General features: G+C 72.6%; 24 protein-coding genes and 3 pseudogenes. 15 read left to right on the top strand and 12 right to left on the bottom strand.

Going from position 1 to position 22694, the window contains the following annotated elements:
• Positions 1-76: 76 nt before the first annotated feature.
• Positions 77-1096, bottom strand: a complete 1020-nt coding sequence (locus GD970_RS22435; protein ID WP_193314855.1) for a CAP domain-containing protein — start codon at positions 1094-1096, stop codon at positions 77-79.
• Positions 1097-1346: 250 nt separating this feature from the next.
• Between GD970_RS22435 and GD970_RS01085 the strand changes: the two genes are divergently transcribed.
• The 6 genes and pseudogenes from GD970_RS01085 to GD970_RS01060 form a co-directional block, all read left to right on the top strand.
• Positions 1347-1577 (top strand): hypothetical protein, encoded by a 231-nt coding sequence (locus tag GD970_RS01085; RefSeq protein WP_152199716.1) that lies wholly within the window; start codon positions 1347-1349, stop codon positions 1575-1577.
• Positions 1578-1749: 172 nt separating this feature from the next.
• Positions 1750-2085 (top strand): DUF3140 domain-containing protein, encoded by a 336-nt coding sequence (locus GD970_RS01080; protein ID WP_152199714.1) that lies wholly within the window; start codon positions 1750-1752, stop codon positions 2083-2085.
• 15 nt (positions 2086-2100) lie between these two features.
• Positions 2101-2385 carry a hypothetical protein gene (locus tag GD970_RS01075; RefSeq protein ID WP_152199712.1) on the top strand — a complete coding sequence of 95 codons (285 nt, stop codon included), beginning with the start codon at positions 2101-2103 and terminating at the stop codon, positions 2383-2385.
• A 90-nt stretch (positions 2386-2475) separates the two neighbouring features.
• The gene (locus GD970_RS01070) at positions 2476-2712 is read left to right on the top strand and encodes a hypothetical protein (protein WP_152199710.1); all 237 of its coding nucleotides are present in this window, start codon (positions 2476-2478) and stop codon (positions 2710-2712) included.
• A gap of 70 nt (positions 2713-2782) precedes the next feature.
• A complete protein-coding gene (locus GD970_RS01065; RefSeq protein WP_152199707.1) occupies positions 2783-3616 on the top strand; it encodes an SDR family oxidoreductase in 834 nt (277 codons plus the stop codon).
• Positions 3613-3873 (top strand): annotated as a pseudogene (locus tag GD970_RS01060) (LLM class flavin-dependent oxidoreductase); the annotation flags it as partial. The gene GD970_RS01065 and the pseudogene GD970_RS01060, both read left to right, overlap by 4 nt.
• Before the next feature lie 46 nt (positions 3874-3919).
• Here the strand turns inward: GD970_RS01060 and GD970_RS01055 are convergent.
• Positions 3920-4309 (bottom strand): heavy metal-responsive transcriptional regulator, encoded by a 390-nt coding sequence (locus GD970_RS01055; RefSeq protein ID WP_152199702.1) that lies wholly within the window; start codon positions 4307-4309, stop codon positions 3920-3922.
• Between the two features lie 103 nt (positions 4310-4412).
• Here GD970_RS01055 and merA point away from each other — a divergent pair, with 103 nt between their 5' ends.
• Together merA and GD970_RS01045 are read left to right on the top strand one after the other, a co-directional pair.
• On the top strand, positions 4413-5834 hold the full coding sequence (merA, locus tag GD970_RS01050; protein WP_006215442.1) for a mercury(II) reductase: 1422 nt from the start codon (positions 4413-4415) through the stop codon (positions 5832-5834).
• Between the two features lie 40 nt (positions 5835-5874).
• A complete protein-coding gene (locus GD970_RS01045) occupies positions 5875-6186 on the top strand; it encodes a hypothetical protein (protein WP_006358984.1) in 312 nt (103 codons plus the stop codon).
• Between the two features lie 18 nt (positions 6187-6204).
• On the opposite strand, the gene GD970_RS22565 is transcribed toward GD970_RS01045, so the two are convergent.
• The 7 genes and pseudogenes from GD970_RS22565 to GD970_RS01005 form a co-directional block, all read right to left on the bottom strand.
• On the bottom strand, positions 6205-7104 hold the full coding sequence (locus tag GD970_RS22565) for a hypothetical protein (RefSeq protein WP_040004151.1): 900 nt from the start codon (positions 7102-7104) through the stop codon (positions 6205-6207).
• A 412-nt stretch (positions 7105-7516) separates the two neighbouring features.
• A pseudogene (locus tag GD970_RS22560) lies at positions 7517-7978 on the bottom strand (relaxase/mobilization nuclease domain-containing protein); the annotation flags it as partial.
• Positions 7975-8565, bottom strand: coding sequence for a hypothetical protein (locus GD970_RS01030; protein ID WP_006358982.1), 591 nt, complete (start codon positions 8563-8565; stop codon positions 7975-7977). The gene GD970_RS01030 and the pseudogene GD970_RS22560, both read right to left, overlap by 4 nt.
• Complete coding sequence (locus tag GD970_RS01025) at positions 8562-9983, bottom strand: Rep family protein (RefSeq protein WP_040340996.1); 1422 nt, start codon at positions 9981-9983, stop codon at positions 8562-8564. Before GD970_RS01025 ends, GD970_RS01030 begins: the two co-directional genes overlap by 4 nt.
• Positions 9984-10325: 342 nt before the next feature.
• Positions 10326-10574 carry a hypothetical protein gene (locus GD970_RS01015; RefSeq protein ID WP_006215448.1) on the bottom strand — a complete coding sequence of 83 codons (249 nt, stop codon included), beginning with the start codon at positions 10572-10574 and terminating at the stop codon, positions 10326-10328.
• Positions 10574-10786: a hypothetical protein gene (locus tag GD970_RS22555; protein ID WP_006215449.1), complete on the bottom strand. Its 213-nt coding sequence runs from the start codon at positions 10784-10786 to the stop codon at positions 10574-10576. Before GD970_RS22555 ends, GD970_RS01015 begins: the two co-directional genes overlap by 1 nt.
• A 181-nt stretch (positions 10787-10967) precedes the next feature.
• Positions 10968-12404 carry a recombinase family protein gene (locus GD970_RS01005; RefSeq protein ID WP_006358979.1) on the bottom strand — a complete coding sequence of 479 codons (1437 nt, stop codon included), beginning with the start codon at positions 12402-12404 and terminating at the stop codon, positions 10968-10970.
• A 35-nt stretch (positions 12405-12439) separates the two neighbouring features.
• Between GD970_RS01005 and GD970_RS01000 the strand changes: the two are divergent.
• Both GD970_RS01000 and GD970_RS00995 read left to right on the top strand, forming a co-directional pair.
• Positions 12440-13228 (top strand): annotated as a pseudogene (locus GD970_RS01000) (LLM class flavin-dependent oxidoreductase); the annotation flags it as partial.
• Between the two features lie 78 nt (positions 13229-13306).
• Positions 13307-14668: an alpha-amylase family protein gene (locus GD970_RS00995; protein ID WP_152199694.1), complete on the top strand. Its 1362-nt coding sequence runs from the start codon at positions 13307-13309 to the stop codon at positions 14666-14668.
• 4 nt (positions 14669-14672) lie between these two features.
• On the opposite strand, the gene GD970_RS00990 is transcribed toward GD970_RS00995, so the two are convergent.
• Both GD970_RS00990 and GD970_RS00985 read right to left on the bottom strand, forming a co-directional pair.
• A complete protein-coding gene (locus tag GD970_RS00990; RefSeq protein WP_152199692.1) occupies positions 14673-15518 on the bottom strand; it encodes a class II glutamine amidotransferase in 846 nt (281 codons plus the stop codon).
• 96 nt (positions 15519-15614) lie between these two features.
• On the bottom strand, positions 15615-17720 hold the full coding sequence (locus GD970_RS00985) for an acyltransferase family protein (RefSeq protein WP_226925036.1): 2106 nt from the start codon (positions 17718-17720) through the stop codon (positions 15615-15617).
• Between the two features lie 159 nt (positions 17721-17879).
• Between GD970_RS00985 and GD970_RS00980 the strand changes: the two genes are divergently transcribed.
• On the top strand, positions 17880-18371 hold the full coding sequence (locus tag GD970_RS00980) for a transporter substrate-binding domain-containing protein (RefSeq protein ID WP_152199689.1): 492 nt from the start codon (positions 17880-17882) through the stop codon (positions 18369-18371).
• Entirely contained in the window at positions 18368-19372 is a 1005-nt protein-coding gene (locus tag GD970_RS00975; RefSeq protein WP_152199687.1) for a cation transporter, read from the top strand. The genes GD970_RS00980 and GD970_RS00975 overlap by 4 nt, the downstream gene beginning before the upstream one ends.
• A gap of 90 nt (positions 19373-19462) precedes the next feature.
• Here GD970_RS00975 and GD970_RS00970 read toward each other — a convergent pair whose 3' ends face one another.
• Positions 19463-20371, bottom strand: coding sequence for a putative RNA methyltransferase (locus GD970_RS00970; RefSeq protein ID WP_152199685.1), 909 nt, complete (start codon positions 20369-20371; stop codon positions 19463-19465).
• A gap of 129 nt (positions 20372-20500) precedes the next feature.
• Here GD970_RS00970 and GD970_RS00965 point away from each other — a divergent pair, with 129 nt between their 5' ends.
• The 3 genes from GD970_RS00965 to GD970_RS00955 are packed head-to-tail and all read left to right on the top strand — an operon-like array spanning position 20501 to position 22692.
• Positions 20501-20695, top strand: coding sequence for a hypothetical protein (locus GD970_RS00965; protein ID WP_152199682.1), 195 nt, complete (start codon positions 20501-20503; stop codon positions 20693-20695).
• A gap of 45 nt (positions 20696-20740) precedes the next feature.
• On the top strand, positions 20741-21439 hold the full coding sequence (nadD, locus tag GD970_RS00960; protein WP_152199680.1) for a nicotinate-nucleotide adenylyltransferase: 699 nt from the start codon (positions 20741-20743) through the stop codon (positions 21437-21439).
• Positions 21436-22692, top strand: a complete 1257-nt coding sequence (locus GD970_RS00955) for a hypothetical protein (RefSeq protein ID WP_152199678.1) — start codon at positions 21436-21438, stop codon at positions 22690-22692. The genes nadD and GD970_RS00955 overlap by 4 nt, the downstream gene beginning before the upstream one ends.
• The last annotated feature ends 2 nt before the right edge of the window (positions 22693-22694 follow it).

Genomic DNA, 22694 nt, shown 5'->3' with positions numbered 1-22694 from the left:
GGCCGGAGCCGCACCGTGGGGTGCGGGCTCCGGCCGGACTCCTGCTCCCGGACGGACCTGCCGCCGGGTTGCGCGGTCAGCGGGTGAAGACGCTCATGAGGATCTCGAGCACCATCCGCTGGAAGCGGTTGAGGCGCTCGCTCGCGTGCCCGGACTCGCGGCCGGCCGCGTCCTCGTGGCCCGAGGCCCGGTCGTGCTCCGTGGCCGGCTCGTGGCCCGTGGCTCCAGCCGGGCCGCCGGCGCGGTCCGCCGGTGCCTCGGCGGCGTCCTGGTTCTCGCCCGGGGTGCCGGCGTCGGCGGTGGGGGCGTCCTCGGTCGCCTCCGCGGTCGGCTGGGCGGACTCCTCCTGCGCAGGCGTGGTCGGCTCGTCGCCGGGGCGGGTGCTCGGGGCCGGCGCGGGCGCCGCGGCGCTCGGCCGCTCGGGCTGCGGCGCGGGCGCGGGGGCCTTCGACGGCGCCGGGGCGGGGGCCTTCGTCGGTGCCGGCGCGGGCCGCGTCGTGCGCTCCGGGGCGGGGGTCGACGGCGCGGGCTGGGGGGCCGGCGCCGGCGAGGCGTCGCCGGAGATCCCGCCCGCGTAGCGGCCGAAGTTCTGGGTGGCGAACACCTCACCGGCGGCGTTCTGCGCGACGCCGATGCCGGTGTGGGTCATGCCGGCGTCGAGGATGTTGCGGCGGTGCCCGGGGGAGCTGATCCAGTCGTCGACGAAGACCTTGGCCATCTGGCTCACGCTGTAGCCCTGGAGGTACGCGACGTTCTCGGCCCATGCCGACGCCCCGGCCGGCATCTGGTCGCCGTAGCTGGGGTTGTGCGACAGCTTGCCACGGTCGGCCTGGGTCTGGCTCCAGCCGCGAGCGACGGCGTCGATGCCACCGTTGCGGGTGAGCGGGGCGACGCCGTTGGTCGCGCGGTAGGCGTTGACCTGGGTGAAGATCGCCGCCTCGATCTGCGCGGTGACCGAGGCCTGGAGCGTGGCGGGGGCGGGCGCGGCCGGGGCCGCCGTGGCGGGGGCGGCGGCCAGGCCGGCGGGGATCGCGACGGCGGCGGCGGCCAGGGCGGCGAGGGCGGACCGGCGCCGGCGGGAGGACTGGGCAGTCACAGCTGGTTCTCCTGGGGAGGGTGAAGGACGGGCGACAAGGTAACAGTTCGATAACGTCCGATGTGCTACCGGTCCAGCGATGGCCGATACGCGAGCGGGTCCCGGCCGCGACGGCCCGCGGCCCGGCCCCGGCGGGCGGCTTGTGACCCATCCGCGCGCGGGGCGTGCCGACACGCGCGGCGACGTGAGAACGGCGACGAAAATTGCGCTCGGGTTCACGCCAGGCCCCAGACCGGGGGAGACTGGACCCATGACCTCCACCGGCAAGCGTCCGCATCTCGCCAACAGCCCGTTCAACGCGGCCCGGGAGGCGGCGGCCGCGAAGGCGGCCCCGATCGCCGTCGGCGAGCAGGTCAGCCACGACCGTCACGGCCTCGGCCGCGTCGTCGCCCTCGACGGCCCCGCCTCGGTCATCGTCGACTTCGGCAACGGGGACCGTCGTCGGGTGGCGCTGAACAGCCCGCGCCTCGAGCGGCTCTGACGCTCCCCGCGCACCCCACCACCCGGGCGGGGGCGACGGTCTCGCAGCGCCGCTGACCGCGCTCACGCCACCCTCCACGCGGCTCCCGGGTGCCCGGTGCCGAGGTGCGCGGGCCTGCCATCGCTCGTACGGTCGGGGGACGGACAGCAGCCCCCACACGGCAGGAGGACGCATGGCCGAGACCGCGATCGACGACGAGCTGTGGAACGAGTTCCACGCCCTGGTCAACATGACGTCGGCGGAGCTACGCGACTGGCTCGCCACCTCGGCGGCCGGCGAGGAGGGCGAGGTCCTTCCCGACCAGGCCGGCAACGAACGCTCCCGCACGGTCCTGGAGGTGCTTGGCAAGCGTCGCACCGACCTCACCGACGACGACATCGTGGTCATGCGCGACGTCGTGGAGCAGGTCCGCGGGGCCCGCGGGGAGGAGCCCGAGCCCACCGCCGGCTCGGAGGCGTGGCGCCACCGCCTCATGTCGCTGGGGCACGACCCGCTCAAGCCGAGCTGAGCCGAGGAGGAGACGATGGCCTCGACGAGCCGCACGACCACCGACCACGACGAGATCCGCAGCTGGGTCGAGGAGCACGACGGCAAGCCCGCGAGCGTGCGGGGCACCGAGAAGTCCGGCACGGCCGGGGTGCTTCGCATCGACTTCCCCGGCGGGGCCGGGGAGTCGGACCTCGAGCACATCAGCTGGGACGACTGGTTCGCCAAGTTCGACGCCGAGCAGCTCGCCTTCCTCTACCAGGAGCAGAAGGCGGACGGCTCGGACAGCACCTTCTTCAAGCTGGTCGCCCGCGAGGGTTGACCGGGCGGCGCCCGGCACCGGAGCCGGGCGGGCCGTCGGCGCCGCGGCCGGGACCGGTCACGGCCACCTACACACGAGGGGAGCGCACCGATGAGCAGCAGCGAGTCCGGCGGGACCACGGGCACCAAGGACAAGGACTACGACATCATCTGGTTCACCGAGGCGTGCCTGTCCAACGCCCTGCGGCTGGAGACCTACATCCAGGACGCGGAGAAGGCCGGCGACGACGAGCTCGCCGAGTTCTTCCGCAAGGCCCAGCACGACAGCAAGAAGGGCGCCGAGCAGGGCAAGGCGCTGCTGGCCAAGCGGCTCTCCGCCAGCAGCTGACCGACCGCCACCGGACCACGCGCGCCCCGTCCGACCGACGGGGCGCGCGCCCCTGCCCGAGGGAGACCGCATGAGCGCCACCCCCAGCCCGACCCAGCCGCCCGCCGCCTTCGAGCCGCGCCGCGTCGTCGTCACCGGCGCCGACTCCGGCATCGGCAAGGCCACCGCCGTCGCGCTGGCCGCGCCCGGCCGCCACATCGCCATCACCTGGCACGAGGACGACGACGGCGCCCGCCGCACCGCCGAGGAGATCGGTGCCCGGGGGGCCACCGCGCACGTCCAGCGCCTGGACCTGACCGACCCGCGCCAGGGCACCACGGTGGTCGACGCCCTGGCGCAGGAGATGGGCGGCCTGGACGCCCTGGTGATGTGCTCGGGCACCGGCAGCGCCGAGCAGCTCCTGGACATGGACCTCGACCGGTGGCGCCAGGTGGTCGGCGTCGACCTCGACGGGGCGTTCTGCTGCCTGCAGGCCGCGGCCCGGCACATGGTCGCCGGCGGCACCGGCGGGCGCATCGTCGCGATCACCTCCGTGCACGAGCACGCCCCGCGGGTGGGCGCCGCGCCCTACTGCGCCGCCAAGGGCGGCCTCGGGCTGCTCGTCAAGGTCGCGGCCCTCGAGCTGGCCGAGCACGGCATCACGGTCAACGCCGTCGCGCCGGGGGAGATCGCCACCCCGATGACCGGCCAGGAGGACGAGAGCGTGCTGCGCGGCAAGGAGCGACCCGGCATCCCCGTCGCCCGCCCGGGCGACGCGCGCGAGGTCGCCGCCACCGTGGCGTTCCTGTGCGGGCCCGACGCCGGGTACGTCACCGGGGCGTCGTGGGTGGTCGACGGCGGCATGCTGCAGATGGGCCCGCAGGCGGGCTCGCACCTGACGAGCGACGACTGGCGCCGGCCGTGAGCGGGCCCCGCAAGCGCATCGGCTTCCTGTCCTTCGGGCACTGGCAGGCCGTGCCCGGCTCGCGCACCCGCAGCGCCGCCGAGGCGCACCTGCAGACCGTCGAGCTGGCCGTGGCCGCCGAGGAGCTCGGCCTGGACGGCGCCTTCGTGCGCGTGCACCACTTCGCCCGCCAGCTCGCCTCGCCCTTCCCGCTGCTCGCGGCCATCGCGGCGTCCACCCGGCGGATCGAGATGGGCACCGCCGTCGTCGACATGCGCTAGCGCATATCGGGGTTGTAGCGTTGGAGTCATTGGCTACCGTCGTCTACAAGTACCTACACACTTGATCGGTGCTGCACGTTTCAGGGTCCGGGTGCGCGGCGTCCTGTCTGAGGTCCGCGATAGTGTCGCGCAGCACGGAGAGCTGCGCGATCTGCTGCTCGATCTCAGCGAGGCGCACGTCAAGCAGGTCGCGCACGTGCTCGCAGGGCGCATGGCCGCCGTCGCGGATGTCGAGGATCTGGCGGATCTGGGCGAGGGTGAGGCCCGCGGCCTGGCCGCGGTGGACGAAGTCGACGCGCGCGATTGCGTCCGGCGGGTAGTCGCGGTACCCCGACGACGTCCTGTCGGGCGGGGGGAGCAGCCCCTGCTCTTCGTAGAACCTCAGCGTCTTCGCCGTGGTGCCGGCCGCCTCGGCGAATTCCCCGATCCTCATGGCCTCCTCCATCCGTGTCGCGGCCGCGCTTGACCTTCCCCTGTACTGGAAGGTCCAGTATGGCTGAGACGGAGCAGAAATCCAAGGACTGACAGGAGCAGCGATGCCTACCAAGTACGACCTCGCCATCATCGGATCCGGAGGCGGAGCATTCGCCGCCGCCATCCGTGCGACCACGCTCGGCAAGTCGGTGGTGATGATCGAGCGCGGGACGCTCGGCGGCACCTGCGTGAACACCGGCTGCGTGCCGTCGAAGGCCCTCATCGCCGCTGCCGACACCCGTCACGTCGCCGCCGACGCTTCAGGCCGGTTCCCGGGGATCGCGGCGACGGCTGAGACAGTGGACATGCCTGCGCTGATCGCCGGGAAGCAGGCGCTGGTCGAGTCGCTGCGCGGCGAGAAGTACGCCGACGTCGCCGACTCCTACGGCTGGCAGGTCCGCCGCGGCGATGCATCGTTCGCCGGCGGCCCAGACGCCCCGGTACTGGAGATCATCGCCGGCGACGGGACGGTCGAGACCATCGAGGCCGACCACTTCCTGGTCGCGACTGGTTCTCGCCCGTGGGCTCCGCCGATCGACGGCCTGGAGGAGACCGGGTACCTGACCTCGACCACGGCAATGGAACTCGCTGAGGTTCCTGAGTCGTTGCTGGTGCTCGGCGGCGGCTACGTCGCCCTGGAGCAGGCGCAGCTGTTCGCTCGCCTCGGCTCGCAGGTCACGCTGCTGGTGCGGTCCCGGCTCGCCTCGAAGGAGGAGCCGGAGGTGTCCAAGGCGCTTCAGGAGGCGTTCGCCGACGAAGGCATCCGCGTCGTCCGCCGCGTGGTGCCCACCCGGGTCTCCCGCGGCACGGGAGGCGAGGCCGTCGTGACCGCCGACGTGTCCGGCGACTCGCAGGAGTTCCGCGCCGAGCAGGTGCTCGTCGCCCTCGGACGCCGTCCCGTCACCGATGGCCTGAACCTCGATGCGGTCGGGGTGAAGACCGGGGACTCCGGCGAGGTGGTCGTCTCCGACCGGCTGCGGTCCTCGAACCCGCGGATCTGGGCCGCGGGCGACGTGACCGGGCACCCCGAGTTCGTCTACGTCGCCGCCCACCACGGCACCCTCGTCGCCGAGAACGCGTTCGCCGACGCCGATCGTGCCGTCGACTATTCCCGCCTGCCGCGGGTGACGTTCACCGGGCCCGCGATCGGAGCGGTCGGGATGACCGAGAAGGAAGTGCTTGCTGCGGGGATCCGCTGCGATTGCCGCGTCCTGCCGCTGCACCACGTGCCCCGCGCGCTGGTCAACCGCGACACCCGCGGGTTCATCAAGATCGTCGTGAACGCCGACACGAACGAGATCCTCGGCCTGACCGCCGTCGCCAAGGACGCCGGAGAGCTCGCCGCCGCCGGTGTCCACGTGCTCGGCAAGACCGTCGCCGAGATCGCCGACGCCTGGGCTCCCTACCTGACGATGGCCGAGGGCATCCGGATCGCCGCGAAGGCCTTCACCACCGACCCGTCGCTGCTGTCGTGCTGCGCATGACCGGCAGCGCAGGCAATCGGGGAGATCTCATCCTGAAGAGGTGCAGACGACGAGCGCCGATCAGGACCGCGACGAACGGCGCGCCGGTCCCGTCGTCGCTGCAGGGACCGGACTGCTCTTGCTGGCATGCTGCGCGCTTCCGTTGCTGCTCTGTTGCGGCCTGCCGCTCATCGCGGCGGGCGGAGCACTCGCGGGCGTCGGTGGGCTCCTCGGTAACCCCTGGATCATCGGTGCCGGGATCGCCGTCGTGATGGCCGTCACGGCGGGGATGCTCGTCAGGTTAGGGCGGCGGCACCGAGGCCGCAGGACCGGCTGCTGCGAAAATCCTTCGACCGCTGATCGGAACCGGTAGCTCGAGCGGATCCAGCCATCATCGCCACCTCGGCCACTTCGGCACCCCGCGACCCTTCCACGTCTCCACGAGACCGGCGGCCGAGCGGACGGACGCGAAGAGCCCGTAGCCGGCCCCGGCAAGACCCACGGAGACCACGAGCCAGCGCCCGATGCCGAGCCAGATGCGCCCGTCCACGTCGAGCGCCCACTGAGCGCCCGTGATGAGACCGGCGATGCCCATCCAGAGCCCGGCGACGACCACGACCACCGGCAGCAGGGCGAGGCACATCGCAGCGGCGGCCGACCAGAGCTGACGCGCTTCGAGCTTCGCCGTCGCCGCCATCATCCGCTCGGCGCGCTCGTTCGAGGCGTCGAGGTTCGCGGTCATCGTGGCCGAGGCCTCCCCGGCGACCTGCTCGACGGCCTTCTCGACCCGCTCCTCAGTACGCTTCTCGATCCGCTGCACCGCGCCGCCGACCTGGCTCACAAGCTTCTGGTTCGTTGTGGCCTGCACCTTCAGACCCTCAATCGCCGAGGCCGTAGCCGCGCGATTCTTCTGCGCCTCCGCGACCAAGGTTCGCGACGCGGCGTTCAAGCTCTCGCCGTTGAGACTCTGCGCGAACTCGCCGAGCGTGCTCGCGATCTCGTTCTGCCTGCTCTCGATACTCGCGATCCTCGCGGACACGTCGCTGGAGGGCGAGGAGGTCGACGCCGGGGTCGTGATCCGCTCCAGCCGCCTCGTCGTCTCCTCGTCCATGACCTTCACGAACCCCGCGAGCTTCTTCTGCTGCTCGGTCAGCGTGGCAATCCTCGTATTCTGCGCCTCGACGGCGGCGAGGATCGAGGTCAACAGCTCCATCGTCTCCGGACTGCCGAGCGGCTGCGGCGACTGCACGGGCCCGTTCTGCTGCTTCAGCCTGTCGAGCGCTGCGCTCATGTTCCTGCTCCTTCTGCTGCTGGTGGTAGTCGAAGAACGCCTGCGCGCCCTCCGGGGTGAAGTCCGCCGAGAGCGCGCTCGCGCGTTTGCGGCGATCGGCGCGGCCGGACTCGCCGCGGCGGTCCTCGATGTAGAGCGTCCAGGTCTCCTGCCCGGCGCGCTTGCCCTTCTTGCTGACGGGGCTGTGCAGCCGCATCCTCGGCACACGTTCCCCGGCGTCGTCGAGCTGCTGGTTCTGCTCCTCGATCACCGCTTCGAGACCGGCCTTGTCCACCACGCGGGGGTCGGCCAGTGCGGCGCTCATCCGGTCACCCATCTCGCGGTCGAGCCCGCCCTCCGCGAAGTCCTCGCGGCGCAGCTCCCAGTCCTTCGGCGCGTGCTCCAGCCGCTTCACGACCGAGAGCCCGTGCTCTCGCATCAGCTCGTCGTTCGCCGACTGCACGCCCCGCTGGTTCCCGGCCTTGCGATCGTGGAACGTCCGGTAGTCCGAGAGCGCCTTTCCGGTCCGGTTGCTGTGATTGATGACCAAGATGTGGTTATGCGGCTTTCTGCCCCGGCCATCCACGTGACTGACCACGAGGCAGTCCGAGTCGGGGTGCATCCTCTTCGCGAGCTGATAGCCGAGATCGTTCACCCGCTGCACGTGCTCCGGGTTCTTCGGGTCGAACTCCTCGTCGCTGAAAGACTGCCGGTAATGCAGCGCCTCGACCTCGCGCGTGGTGTTCTGCGTGAGCGCCCGTGCGCGCGCCGAGAATGCGCCAGGGCCTCCCGGCACTTCGCACGTGATCGCGACGCCCCGCTCGTCCTCCTTCCCGCGGATATAGCGCTCGGTGTCGGCGGCGCTGGTGCTCGGGCTGTAGTGGGTGGTGCTCATGCGGCCGTCCGATCCCCGAGCAAGGCGCGGACCTCGCGCAGCAGCTCGATCAGCTCGGGCACCTCCGACGACAGCGCCACCGCCTCACCGGCGCGCGCGCGGCGATCCAAGTCGTTGACGTTGATCGCCAGCGGGCGCACCTGGGCAGCCAGCTCACGAGCGTCCGCCGACGCCTGCACACGCGCCTCGACCCCGAGCAGGTGCGCCGCCACGGCGGCGTCCAACTCCTCCGAGCGGGAGGCGTGGAGGGCATCGCGTACGACGGTCCGTACCCACGTGCTCGGAGCCAGCCCGAGCCGCTTCGCACGAGTGCGAAGCGCCGCGAGCGTCTCCTCCCCGAAGTCGGTATCGAGCTTCGCGCGGCCCCCACGACGACGCTTCGCGCCGCCGTGACTCTGACGCACAGCCTCCGCATCAGCCCGACCGGTGTTCACCTGGGAGTCGGTCTGCTGCTCCACCTGTACGCCAGAGTGGCAAGCAGTAGGCCTGTCGGACACATCGCTGACGCTCGTGTCCTCCAGCCCTGCTTGCGAGGGGCCTCCGGCCCCCTCGACCCCCTGGAAGAGCGAATGCTGATCGGTGCTCATGCGGCACCTTCGATCAGCGCCAGCGGCACGTCCGGACTTCGCACCGCGAGCCCGCTGAGCAGCTCCGCGACCGCACCGTCCGCGTCGTGTTCCGCCGAGGTCTCCGGACCGTACGTCAGTTCCCGCGACCCGGCGTTCTGGTGGTACGCGTTGCCGTACATGCCGGGCGTGTGCGCGGCGGTCGGGATGCTGCACTGGTGCCACTCGTAGGGCTCGATCTTCCCGATGTGCTGCACGAGGTAGCGGTTGATGTCGTCGGCGCGGTAGACCTTCACGACCGACGCCAGGCGGCGGATGAACTGGTCCAGCGCCTCGTCCACGTTGCCCTTCTGGCGGGCGTAGTAGAAGAACTCGACCGGCTCGATCGTCGCCGTAATCACGATGAGGCGCGGAGCCACCTCGCCCTTGTTCTTGTACCGAGCCTTCGCAGGCGAGGCGTTATACGGATCGAGCAGCAGCAGCCAATCGTTCGCGTCCATCGCCGAGGCCCGCAGATCGTCCAGCAGCAGCACCTCCTCGCCCCGCCAGTCATCCAATGGGTTCCCCGTCGCGGCACGGTAGACCTGCCACCGCTCGCCATGTGCATTGGCCGCGCTAATCGCCTCGGTGATGAAATCCGTTGCGAACCGAGTCTTGCCGATCCCGGCATCCCCGTGGACGAACACCACGTGCGTCGAGAAGGCACCGGCGCGCAGCTTCGCGGCCGCCCGGTACGCGCGGCGCTGGCCGTAGGCCGACAGCGCGTCGTCGATCTCCCGCTGATGCCGCGAGTAGATGTCGAACAGTTCGTCCGTGAGCATGATCTGATCCCGCGTGATTTCGCCCTGCAGCACCCGCTCCCGCATGTCCTCGAAGTTCTCTGCGACGACCTTCTTCTTCACGTGGGCGCGCCCCTTGAGCCAGGTCTCCCGGCGCTGGGCGTCGATCCCGAGGTAGTCCGGCCCGCGCACCGTGGCGACCTCCGACGGCGCGTACTGATGCTTGTCCGCATACTTCACGTGAGTCAGGTACGACAGCATGTTGTCGAAGGCGTACCGACCGCGGCCCGGCTTCTCGACGTACTGGGGCTCGACGCCGATGCCGAACGCGAGCCGAGCCAGCGGCGCGCTCTTCGCACGGCTGGCGAACTTGATGACCGCGTGCAGGTGATCGGGCTTCGGCTCGACCACCAGAGCCTTCTCCGTGTCGCTCCAGACCTCGCGCTCATCCTTGTCGTGCACGATTCCGTAGGCCTCGATGACCTCGCAGCCGATGGCCTCGAGCCGCTGCGCGACGTAGGCGAGGATCGCCCCGGCTCCCTGCTCGAGCAGCGCGGCCCCGTTCGGGTCCTCGGCAGCCCAGGTCCAGTACGACGGATCGAGGTACTGCGTGAGCCCGATGCTCGTCGGGTTGTTCTCCTGCTTAGCCACGGCGACCACCCCCGTCGCAGGCGGCGTGGAGGGCCGCAGAGGGGGTGCGGCGCCTAAATGACCCCGTATTGACCCCCAAATGAGACCTCAAATGAACCCGCGAGGCGACGCGACGCAGCGAAGACGGAATCGGCTTCTGACCAGGCGCGTTGTTGCAAGGCGCGGCAATCGACAAGCCCTTGCCGCGCCCGTAGGAACGAATGAGGCCCCCGAAACTCTTGGAGTGCGAAGCACGGCTGCGGACCGTCATCACGGCGATGGGCAGCCCGCCTTCGGCGGGTACCAGGCCAGGCCCTCCGGGCGGGGTCAGGTCGGCGGGTGCGGTGCTGAGGTTGCGTGCGTCGGCGTGCATCAGCGACCACCGCCCCGGCCGTAGCGCTTGATGACAGCCTGATGCGTGACGCCGAGGGCGTCGCCGATCCTGGCCCAGGTCACCCCGTCGGCGCGGGCGTCGGCGACGGCGATCTCGACGGCCTCCTCCAGCACGGAGCGGAGCACGCCGAGGTCGTAGAGCTGGGCCTCGCCATCGGCGAGGGACGGGTCGCCCTGTCGCCAGCGGAAGCTGGTCAGGTGATCGAAGGCGGCGGAGTTCGCGCTCATCAGCGACCACCGCCCATCACGGCGGCGACGGCGGCGCGCTGTCGCGGCGTCAGCGGAGTGAGTGCCAGGCGCTCACCGGCTCGGCGACCGGCGGCGCGGGCGGCGGCGATGACGGGATCGAGCCCATCAGCATGCGGAACGGGAGACGAGTCCTGATCGAGAGCAGGGCAGTCAAGCGCGGATGCGCGGGGAACGTCGATAACGACAGACATCGGAAGTCCTCAGATATGAGTATCTTCCGGTTCCCCGCCACGGTAGTTGGGCTGTTTGACCGGCTACTCATCCGGGAGCAGAACCCCGCGCTTCTAAGTCGCGGCCCCGGTGGGATTTTCTTGTCTGCAACCACTCTCCCACGAGTCGACTCACCATTGCAATGACGAGTTGACTCATGAGTCAGTCGCGACGCGGCTCTATGCGAATGAGGTCGGGGTCGAACTTCACGTGACCGGGCGCGATGGGCTCGATGGTCACAGTCACCAGCTCGTCCACGAGCATCCGGCGGCGGTCTATGTCCAACGCCTTCCACTTCGACTCGACAACCTCGCGACGCTCCGCGGTGCCGACCGCCTCCTCCACGTCTGCCAGCAGCTTCGCCGCCACGGATACCGAGCGGTCGAGCAGCTCCGCGTCGATCTCGTCGATGCGGACCTTCACGTCGTTGATCGCCGCGGTGATCTCCAGGACCGGCTGATGGATGTCGCGCAGCAGCGGGCTCAGCTCCTTTACGCGCTCGACCAGGGCGTTCCGCTCGGTCAGCAGCTCCTCGCGGTCCGGCCCGTCGTCCTCCTGCGGCATCACGAGGTCGTGCACGTCCACCGACGACAGGCGGGTGAGCACTGCCTCGGTGACCATCGCATCGACGGGCTCGCGTTGGCGGGTGAGGTGGAACTGCTCGCCGCAGCGATACGTCGGCTGCTTGCGGCTGTTCGTCCCCGAGACGAGCGTCGCACCGCACTTCCCGCACAGCCCGATCGTCGACAGGAGGTATTTCGGCTGGTTGCCCTGCCTGGCCGACCTCCGCACGTTGTCCTCCAGCTTCGCCACCGCGGTCCGCCACGTCTGCTCGCTGACGATGGGCGGGAACGCCTCGCCCTGCACCGGGTACAGCTCGCCGGATGCGTAGTGCTTGATGTAGCCACAGTAAAGCGGGTTCGCGAGCAGGTAGCGCACGGCATCGACGGAGAATTCCGAGCCGCGGGCGGTGAGGTGACCAGCGCTGTTCAGGTCCTCGCGGATGCGCCGGATCGACAGCGACGGCTCGCCGAGGAACGCGTCGAAGGCCCGCCGAACCGCGTCGGCCTCTTCCTCGATCAGCTCACCCTCCCTCGACCATCCGAACGCCTTCCAGGCGGACGTGGGGATGCCCTCGGCACGTCGGCGCTCGTTCGACCTGATCTGTCGCTCGGCCTTGCGACGCGCCTCGAACCGGGCGAGAGCGGCGAGCATCGTCGCCCGGAACTCGCCGTCCGCCGTCGAGAGATCGATCTCGCCGTCCACGGTGACGACGCGCAGACCGAGGTCGATCAGCGTGTTCAGGTCCTTCGTGCTGCGCAGGAGCCGGTCCATGTCCACGGCGACCACCATCGAGAACCGGCCCGCGCGGGCGTCGTCCAGCATCTCGGCCCACCGGGTGCCAGCGCGGCGCTTCTTCGTCGCCGACACCGCGTTGTCCTCGTAGACCTCGACGACGTTCCAGTCCTTGGCCTCGGCCAGCGCCCTGATCTTCCTCAGCTGCGTATCGACCGTCCAGCGGTCGCCCTTGCGGTCCATGGAGGCGCGGACGTACGCGGCCACCTCGTTCGTCTTCCTCAGCGCTACCAGTTCGACCATGCAACCAAGCTTACGTGAACGGGCGTTGCAACCACGATATGCGGTACGAGAACCCCCTGTACATGGCCGAGGAGGCCGCCGCCACCGACCTGATCAGCAGCGGGCGGCTGCAGCTGGGGATCAGTCGCGGCTCGCCCGAGCCGGCCCTGCGCGGCTACGAGTCCTTCGGGTACGTGCCCGGGCACGGGCGAAGCGACGCCGACATGGCGCGGGAGCATGCGGAGATCTTCCGCGCCGCGATCGCCGGGGCGCCGGTGGCACGCGCGGATCCGCAGATGACCGGCTCGTCCGGCGGGCTGGCGATCCAGCCGCACTCCGCGGGGCTCGGCGAGCGGATCTGGTGGGGGTCAGGCACCCGGCGGACCGCCCGGTGGACCGCCGAGCAGGGGATGAACCTCATGAGCTCGACCCTGCTCTCGGAGGACACCGGCGTGCCCTTCGACGAGCTGCAGGCCCAGCAGATCGAGGCCTACCGCGAGGCCTGGCGCGCCGCCGGCCACGAGCGCGAGCCGCGGGTCTCGGTCAGCCGCAGCGTCATCCCGCTGACCACCGACGAGGACCGGGCCTACTGCGGCGGCCGCGCCGAGGAGAACGAGGACCAGGTCGGCTTCCTCGAGGGGGTCGTGGCCCGGTTCGGGAAGAGCTACACCGGCGAGCCGTACGTCATCGCCGAGGAGCTGGCCCGCGACGCCGCCGTCCGGGCGGCCGACACCGTCCTGCTCACCGTCCCCAACCAGCTCGGCGTCGACTACAACACCCACCTGCTCGAGTCCGTCGCCCGGCACGTCGCCCCGGCGATCGGGTGGGAGCCGGCGCGCGCCTGAGTCGCCGAGCCGCCCGGGCCCGCCGCCGGCGGGCCGCCCCGGTCGCCCATCCCGGCACCGGTCCGCGAGGATGCCCCCATGAGCTGGCACGAGCACGCGATCTTCTGGCAGGTCTACCCGCTGGGCTTCCTCGGCGCCGAGCCGGTGCTCGCCGAGGACCAGGCGGTGACCCACCGGCTGCCGCGCCTGGTGGACTGGCTCGACTACGCCGTCGACCTGGGCGTCTCGGGTCTGCTGCTCGGCCCGGTCTTCACCTCCTACAGCCACGGCTACGACACCGTGGACCACTTCACCATCGACCCGCGCCTGGGCGACCTCGACGACTTCGACGCCCTCGTGGCCGCCGCGCACGCCCGTGGGCTCAAGGTGGTCCTCGACGGGGTGTTCAACCACCTCGGCTCGCGCCACCCGCTCGTGCGGGCCGCCCTCGGCCGCCCCGACGCGCCCGAGGGCGGGCTCTTCCACCTCACCTGGCCGGCGCAGGGCGAGCCCACCTACGCCACGTTCGAGGGGCACGCCGGCCTGGTGGCCCTCGACCACGACGCCGCCGCCGTGGCCGACCTCGTCGGAGAGGTCATGCGCTACTGGCTCGGCCGGGGCGCGGACGGCTGGCGCCTCGACGCCGCGTACGCCGTCCCGCCCGCCTTCTGGGCCCAGGTGCTGCCGGGCGTGCGCGAGCAGTTCCCCGAGGCGTACGTGGTGGGGGAGGTCATCCACGGCGACTACGCCGCCGTCGTGGCCGAGTCCGGGATGGACGCCGTCACCCAGTACGAGCTGTGGAAGGCGATCTGGAGCTCGCTCAACGACCGCAACCTGTGGGAGCTCGACCACGCCCTGGGCCGGCACAACGACATGCTCGCGACCTTCGCGCCGCTGACCTTCGTGGGCAACCACGACGTCACCCGCCTGGCCACCCAGCTCGCCGACCACCGCCACCTGCCCCACGCGCTGGTCGTCCTGCTCACCGTCGGCGGCACCCCGAGCCTGTACTACGGCGACGAGCAGGGCCTGACCGGTCTGAAGGAGGAGCGCCTGGGCGGCGACGACGCCATCCGCCAGCCCTTCCCCGCCGGCCCCGCGGACCTGCCGGACCAGGGCTGGCCGGTCTACCACCTGCACCAGGAGCTCGTCGCCCTGCGCCGGCGCCACCCCTGGCTGCACCGGGCCCGCACCCGCACGCTGAGCCTGACCAACGAGGTGCTCGCCTACGAGGTCGCTGCGCCGCAGGGGCCCGCGGCGGGCCGCCTCGTCGTCGTCCTCAACCTGGCCGACGGCGAGGCGGAGGTGGCGTACGAGGCGGCGGCCGACGGCGAGGCGCAGGTGGCGCACGAGGCGGCCGACGGCGAGGCTCCGGCGCCCCTCGCGGTCCTGGCCGGGCACGCGACGGTCGGCGACGGGCTCGTCCGGGTCCCGCCGCACGCCTGGGCGGTGCTGGGGTGACCGCTCAGAGGAGCCGCGGGGCGGAGACCGGGCGGAAGCGGTGCATCTCGTCGTCGCCGTCGGGCCGGATGACGCCCCAGCGCGACTCCGGCACCGCGTGCCACGCCCCGGGCAGGTCGCGCAGCGGCTCGGAAACGATGAGGCGGGACTCCTCGCCCAGCAGCCGCAGCACCGGCAGCTCGGGGTGCAGCTTGCGCATGGTCGCCACCTCGGCGGAGTAGAACAGCGACCGCGACTTCCCGACGCTGGAGTAGCGGAAGGCCCACACCGACGCGCCGTCGGAGGTCGCGACGGTCATCTGCACCGGGTGCATCACCCGGTGGCGGGCGGCGACGTCCTCGACGAAGCCGACCGCCCGCTCCACCGCCCCGGGCGGGTCGTCCATCAGGCCCATCGTCAGCGCGAGGTAGAAGAGCACCTCGGAGTCGGTGGAGCCCTCGATGTGCGGGTAGAGCTCGGGGTCGATGGCGGCCTCGAGGTCGCGCTTGAGGTGCCGGAAGCCGGCGATGCCGCCGTTGTGCATCCACATCCAGCGGCCGTACCGGAACGGGTGGCAGTTGGTGCGCTGGACCGGGGTGCCGGTGGAGGCGCGCACGTGGGCGAAGAACAGGCTGGTGCGGATCTGGCCGGCCACCTCGCGCAGGTTCTGGTCGTTCCAGGCCGGCTCGATGCTCTTGAACAGCGCCGGGGCCTCGCCCTCGCCGTACCAGCCCAGGCCGAACCCGTCGCCGTTCGTGGTCTCCACCCCGAGCTTGGAGTGCAGGCTCTGGTCGATCAGCGAGTGCGTCGGCTTGAGCAGCAGCTCCTCGGCCAGGATCGGCGAGCCGGAGTAGGCCAGCCAGCGGCACATCGTCCTCACCTCCTGGGAGGCCAGTGAACCGGCTCGGTGCGCGGCGCGCACCACGGCGCCGCCCGGGGGTCGGCCGGGACCGACCCCCGGGCGGGCTCACCAGCCGGTGGCGGCCAGCAGCCGGTCCCGCATGTCCGCGGCGAGCGTGGCGGAGTAGTCCGCGGTGAGGTGGTTGTCGTCGAGATAGACGTGGACGTTGCCGATGACGGGCCGGCAGACGCCGTCGGGGCACAGCCGGTCGGTCAGGTCGACGAGGTGGAGCCCCGGGATGGTGGCCAGGGGCAACGCCGGGTTGGCGGGGGCGAGGGCCTGCTCGAGCGGCACCTCGCAGGCCGCCGCGCCGCGATCCTCGACGCACTGGTACATGTTGTGGGTGAACCGGGGGTTGTCACGCACCCCGACGACCTCGATGCCGCGGCCGGTCAGCTCCCGGACCACCTGCTCGTAACCGGTGACCTGCCGCTCGTCCGGGGCGCTGGCCGCCGCCGCGGTCGCCACGGTGAACACCGCGTCGGGCTGGACGCCCAGCACGTAGTCCTTGGCCGCGGCGAGCCATCCGGCGCAGAAGTCCGACTGGCCGGGGTCGGTGGGCTCGCCGAAGGCGCACCCGCCCTTGAGCAGGGCCACGAGCTGCCAGTTCCGCTCCCGGGCCACGGGCTCGAGCGCGGCCATCCACTGCTCGGCGTGGGAGTTGCCCACGACGACGACGACCTTGCTCGGCTCGCCCGCGACCTGGGTCTGCTCGCACTGCTCCAGGATCGGGTCCGACGGCGCGAACCGGCCCTGGCACTGGTGGTCCAGGTTCACCCACTGCTGGTCCAGCTGGGTGGCGAGCGGCAGGACGGGGGCCGAGGCGTCGCCGGCCACGCCGGTCCGCAGCGTCAGGGCGCCGGGGTTGGTCGCCGCCCCGCTGACGCCGGCGGCCTGGGCGGTGCGCGCGATGCCCGCCTGCCAGGCGGCCGCCGGGACCGCCACGACGGCCAGGCACGCGGCCACGACCGCCGCCATCCGCCACCGGCGCGCCTCGGTCCAGGCGGCCCGGCGCAGCGGGGTCTCCACGAGGTGGGTGAGGAGGTAGGCGGCGACCACCGAGGCGCCGATGATGGCCAGCCCGGCCCCGAGGGACGCCCGCGCCTCGCCGATCACCGCGAGGTAGACGGTCAGGATCGGCCAGTGCACGAGGTAGAGGGCGTAGGAGACGTTGCCCATCCCCACCAGCGGGCGGGTCGAGAGCAGCCGGTCCGCGCCGAGGCGTGAGCCGGTCTGCCCGGCGACGATGACCAGCGCGGCCGCGCCGATGGGCCACAGCGCCACGGAGCCCGGGAAGGACTGGCCCACCGGGAGCACCAGCCCGCAGGCGAGCATGGCGACGACGCCGGTCCAGCCCAGCACCACCCCCAGCGGGCGCGGGGCGCGCAGGTACGGCAGGGCCAGGGCCAGCAGCGAGCCGGCGGCGAACTCCCACAGGCGGGCGCGGGTGTCGAAGTACGCGAATGCCTGGCTGGTCGCGGTCTCGTAGATCGAGAAGGCGAGAGAGGCGGCGAAGACCAGCCCGAAGGCCACCGCGAGGACGGCGCGGTAGCGCCAGCCGCAGCGGCGGCTCAGCCAGGCGCCGCCGGCGAGCACGAGCGGCCACAGGAGGAAGACCTGGCCCTGGATCGACAGGGACCAGAAGTGCTGGAGCGGGCTGGCGAGGGAGTCGTCGCTGGCGTAGTAGTCCACCGCGGTGGTCGCCAGCAGCCAGTTCTGCACGTAGAGCACCGACGCCCAGGCCTGGTCGAGCACGGCGGCCCAGCGCGACGGCGGCAGCCACAGCCACGCGGCGGCCAGCGTGCCGGCGATGGTCACGGCCGCGGCCGGCATGAGCCGCTTGAACCGGTGCAGCCAGTGCCGGCCGAGGGCGAGCGGGCGGCCCTCCTCCACCTTGCGCGTGAAGGACAGGGTCAGGAGGAAGGCCGAGATCATGAGGAAGATGTCCACCCCGCCGGAGACCCGGTCGAGGAAGACGTGGTAGGTCACGACCATCAGGACCGCGAGGGAGCGCAGCCCCTGGATCTCGGGACGGAAGCGGCGCGGTGCCGCCGCGGGGGCGCGCGGCGCCTCGCGGGGAGGCCCGCCCGCCTCGCTCCGCGGGGAGTCCTCGAGCCCCGGGCGCGCGGGGGCAGCCGGCACGGCGGTGGTTCGGGAAAGACTTAACGACACGTGTCGATCGTAAGGGCCCCCGTGGTGGGGGCGGCCGTGAGAGTGCTCTCATTGCCGAACCGTCCGGTCGGCAACACGGCGGCGTCGGGAAGCGGCCGGGCGCGCCCGGAGCGACCCCCTCGAGATGCGGAATGTCCTGGCTGTCGTTAACTCACGGGCATGGTCCGAAAGATTCGCGGGCTGCGCGGCCTGCTGGCCGGCCTGCTCCTGGCCGGGCTCGCCGCGGGCTGCTCCGCCACCATCCCGAGCGATCCGGACGGCACCCTCGAGCGGGTGCGCGGCGACGTCCTGCGGGTGGGCGTCTCGCCGAACCCGCCGTGGACGATCGTCACCGCCGCGGACGCCCCGCCCGCCGGCACCGAGGCGGTGCTCGTGGAGGAGTTCGCCCGGTCCCTCGATGCCGAGGTGGAGTGGACGGTCGGCGGGGAGGAGGCGCTCGTCGGGCGGCTCGAGCGCGGCCAGCTCGACCTCGTCGTCGGCGGCCTGACGGCCCGCTCGCCCTGGGCCGAGAAGGCGGCGCTGACCTACCGGTACACCGAGGCGGTCGGCCCGGAGGGGGAGAAGGAGCTGCACGTCATGGCCGCGCCGATGGGGGAGAACGCCTTTCTCGTCGAGCTCGAGCACTTCCTCCTCGGGAAGGACCTGGCATGAGCGCGCGCTTCGGGAACACCGAGCTGCCCGCCGAGCAGGAGCGGGCCCTGCGCCGGGCGGTGCGGCTGGAGTGGGTGTGGATCGCCTACCTGGTCACCGCCGTCATCCCCGTCTACCTGGTGATGGGCTCCTCGCAGGCGATGAAGGCCGCGTGGGCGGAGGACATGCTCTCCTTCATCCCGCCCATCGCCCTTCTCGTCGCGGTTCGGGTGACCCGCCGGCCACCGAGCCCGAAGCACCCCTACGGCTACCACCGCGCCATCGGGGTGGGGCACCTCGTCGCCGCCACGGCGCTGCTGAGCATGGGCGCCCTGCTCGTGTGGGACTCCGCCACGCTGCTGGTCAAGGCCGAGCACCCGCCCGTGGGCCTCATGGAGATCGCCGGGCGCGAGGTCTGGTCCGGCTGGCTGATGATCATCGTGCTGGTGTGGACGGGCGTCCCGCCGGTGATCTTCGGGCGGCTCAAGCTGCCGCTCGCCCGCACCCTGCACGACCGGGTGCTCTTCGCCGACGCCGACATGAACAAGGCCGACTGGATGACCGCCGGCGGCGCCGTCGTCGGCGTCCTGGGGATCGGGGTGGGGCTGTGGTGGGCCGACGCCGTCGCCGCCCTGTTCATCTCCGCCAGCATCGTGCGCGACGGCGTGACGAACCTCCGGGTCGCCACCGCCGCCCTCATGGACGCCCGGGCGTCGACGTACGACGGCGCGAAGCCCCACCCGCTCCTGGCCGAGATCGACCGCCGCCTCGAGGCGCTGCCCTGGGTGGCGCAGGCCCGGTCGCGGGTGCGCGACCTCGGCCACGTCTTCCATGTCGAGTCCTTCGTGGTGCCCGCCGGCGACGCCGCGCCGTCGCTGGCCGACCTGGCCGAGGCCCGCGAGGAGGCCCTCGCGGTGGACTGGAAGATCCAGGACATGGTGGTCGTCCCGGTGCGCGAGCTGCCCGAGGAGTTCCTGCCCGGCGTGCACGAGGAGGTCGCCGGGCACGACGCCGGCCGGTAGCGGGCGGCCCCCGCCGTCGGGCCGGTGCCCGGCTACCTCTCGCCTCCGGGCCGGGGCCCGGCGACCCCTCGCCGTCGGGCCGGGGCCCGGCTACTCCTCGCCGTCGGCCGGCGGTCTCAGCACCGTGGCGCCGGAGGTCCCGGCGCCGCGGGGGCGGTACGTCGCGACCCGCACGGACACCGTCACCGCCGCGGGGTCGGGCAGCGCGGCCACGCGCCGGCGGCGCTCCTCGGCCGGCACGTGGAAGGCGCTGGGCCCCATGCCCACCAGCGCCTCGAGGTCGGCGTGCGCCAGGCGCAGCTCGTAGGCCACCTCCTCGACCGCGGTGCGCTCGAAGCCGGCCAGCCGGGCGGCGAGGCGCTCGTCCTTGGCCTCGTCGACGCTCACGAGGCCGAGCGGTCCGACGAGCTCGCGCAGGTGGTCCGCCGTCGGCGCCACGACCACGAACACGCCCCGGCGGCTGAGCACCCGCTCGACCTCCGCCGCCGGCCGGGGCCCGAAGGTGCTGAGGACGACGTCGGCCGCGGCGTCGCGCAGCGGGAGGGGCCCCAGGAGGTCCGCGCCGATGGCCGCGGCGCGCGGGTGGGCGCGCGCGGCGCGCTTGAGGGCGGGCACCGAGACGTCCAGGCAGGCCCCGTCCCACCCCGGGAGCTCCTGGAGCACCCGTGCCAGGTAGTAGCCGGTGCCGCCGGCGAGGTCGGCGACGAGCCCGCCGACGGTGGCCGTCGTGCGCGCCACCGCGTCCGCCAGCGCGTCGGCCACGGGTGCGTAGTGCGTGCCGGCCAGGAACGCCTCGCGGGCGAGGACCATCGCGGCGGTGTCGCCGGTGACGTGGCGGCGGCCGGTGACGAGGTTGAGGTAGCCCTGCCGGGCGAGGTCATAGGCGTGGCCGTGCTCGCAGCGCACCTGGTCGGCGGTGAGCCGGAGCGTCCCGGCGCACACCGGGCAGCGCAGCCGGGGCAGCACGCCGACGAGCGCCGGGGGGATCGCCGTCGTCATGGTGGCATCCTGCCCACGGCCCGGGCGACGCGTCACGCCCACCACGCCCGGCGGGCCCCTGGCGGCACCGGCGGGCGCAGTCGTGACACACTGGGCCCCTGAACCGCCGGGACTGGAGAAAGGACCCCCATGACCAGCTCGCTCGTGAGGTTTGCCGCCGAGACGCAGACCACCAGCCCCACCCTGACCGTCGAGCCCTGGGTGCTCGGCGTGATCACCCTCGGCATCTTCATCCTGCTCCTGCTGCTGACCTACTCCTTCCGGCACACCTACCACCGCCACGCGGTGAACAAGGTCAACGCCCAGTCGCCGCAGCACCACTGAGCCGTCGCGGCACCACCGAGCACCGAGGGGACGAGGGACACGAGCATGGCGTGGGGTGCGAAGCAGAGGCGCCGGATCGGTGTCATGGGCGGCACGTTCGACCCGGTGCACCACGGCCACCTCGTGGCCGCCAGCGAGGTGCGCGACGCCTTCAACCTCGACGAGGTCATCTTCGTCCCCACCGGTGAGCAGCCCTTCAAGCAGGGCAACGACGTCACCGCCGCCGAGCACCGCTATCTCATGACCGTGATCGCGACGGCGTCCAACCCGCGCTTCACGGTCTCCCGGATGGAGATCGACCGGCCCGGCACCACCTACACCATCGACACCCTGCGCGACCTGCGGCGCGAGCTGCCCGACGCGGAGCTGTTCTTCATCACCGGCGCCGACGTGCTGCCCCAGATCCTCACCTGGAAGGACGCCGACGAGCTCTGGTCGCTGGCCCACTTCATCGGGGTCACGCGCCCCGGGCACGACCTCGACATGACGGGTCTGCCCGCCGCCGGGGTCTCGCTCATGGAGGTCACGGCCATGGCCATCTCCTCCACGGAGTGCCGCGCCCGGGTCCGGGCGGGCAAGCCGGTGTGGTACCTCGTGCCCGACGGCGTCGTGCAGTACATCGCCAAGTACGGGCTGTACCTGCCCGAGGACGGCGAGGCCGGCGTGGGCCGGCTGACGATGGACCGGGACGTCGCGGCCACGCGCGCCGACGTCCCGCCGCGCATCGTGGAGGCAGCGAAGTGAGCCAGGAGCCGAGCACCGAGACCGGCGGGCTGGGGGAGCGGCGCCGACGGCGCGAGGCCGAGCGCGCCGCCGCCGCCCAGGCCGAGCGCGAGGGCCGGCCGCTGACCCGCAAGGAGATCCGTCGCCGCCAGCTCGAGGAGGAGGCCCGCCGCCAGGCCATCGCCACCGGCGAGCTCCAGCTGCGCGACGAGCAGGGCAACCCGCTGAGCTCGGACCAGGCCGTCGCGCGCGCCGCCGGGTCGTCGGACAGCACGCCCGTGCGCCGGCGCGAGCGCCGCGACGGGTCCGCCCCCGCGGACGGGCCCTCCTCGGCGGCTCCGACGCCGGCCGGGTCTGCGTCGGCCGGGTCCGCCCCGGCCGGTGCGGCCCGGGCGCGGGCCACGGCCGTCCAGGACGTCCCCGCCCCGGCCAAGCCTGGCCCGGCACGCCCGGCCGGGCCCGCCCCGTCGCCCGAGCCGGCGTTCGCCGGGGCCCCGGCCCGCCAGGCCGAGCTCGAGCGCCCCGGCCGGCGCCCCGTCGTCCGGGCCCCGCACGCCGCCAAGGGCATGCGCAGCCTGGACGCCACCGGCACCCTCACCGGGATCCAGCCCGTGCCGGCCGCGGCACCCCTGTCCGCGCTGCCCGCACCCGACAGCCCGACCGACCCCGCCGACTGGGCCTCGGCCGTGAACCTGCCCGTCATCGACGCCCACACCATCACCGTGCCCGCCGTCGCGCCCGCTCCCGAGCCGGAGCCGGAGCCGGAGCCCGAGCTCGAGAGCACCATGGCCATGCCCACCCCGGTGTGGGACGACGAGGACGACGTCGCCGACGGCGCCGAGCAGCAGGCGGACGACCCCGCGCGCGACCTCGACGACGAGGAACCGGCCCGGCCGCAGTGGACCACCCTGGCCGACTACAGCGCGGCCACCGGCGCCTCCCCGGACGAGGCCGGCGACACCGCGAGCCGGCGTGCGCTGCGCGAGGCCGAGGCGCGGCGCCCGCTGCGCGAGCGGATGAGCGAGACCGCCCGGACCGTCACCGGCGCCTCGGCGCACTCGCCCGAGGACGCCTGGGACGACGAGGACGACCTGGACGAGGAACGGGAGAACCCCGCCACCTCGGTCGTCAAGATCGTCATCCTCCTCGTCGCGGCCATCATCATCGGCCTCCTCATCGGCCTGCTCGCCTTCGGCGGTGACGGCCAGAGCGGGGCCGGTGCCCAGGCCCTGGACGGGGTGCTCGCCGTCGTCCGTGCCCGGTTGCTCGCGTAGGA

It is taken from the genome of Georgenia thermotolerans, assembly GCF_009193185.1.
Classification (GTDB): Bacteria; Actinomycetota; Actinomycetes; order Actinomycetales; family Actinomycetaceae; genus Georgenia; species Georgenia thermotolerans.
Note: the sequence above shows the minus strand (reverse complement) of the source record. Positions and strands in the feature narration are given on the sequence as shown.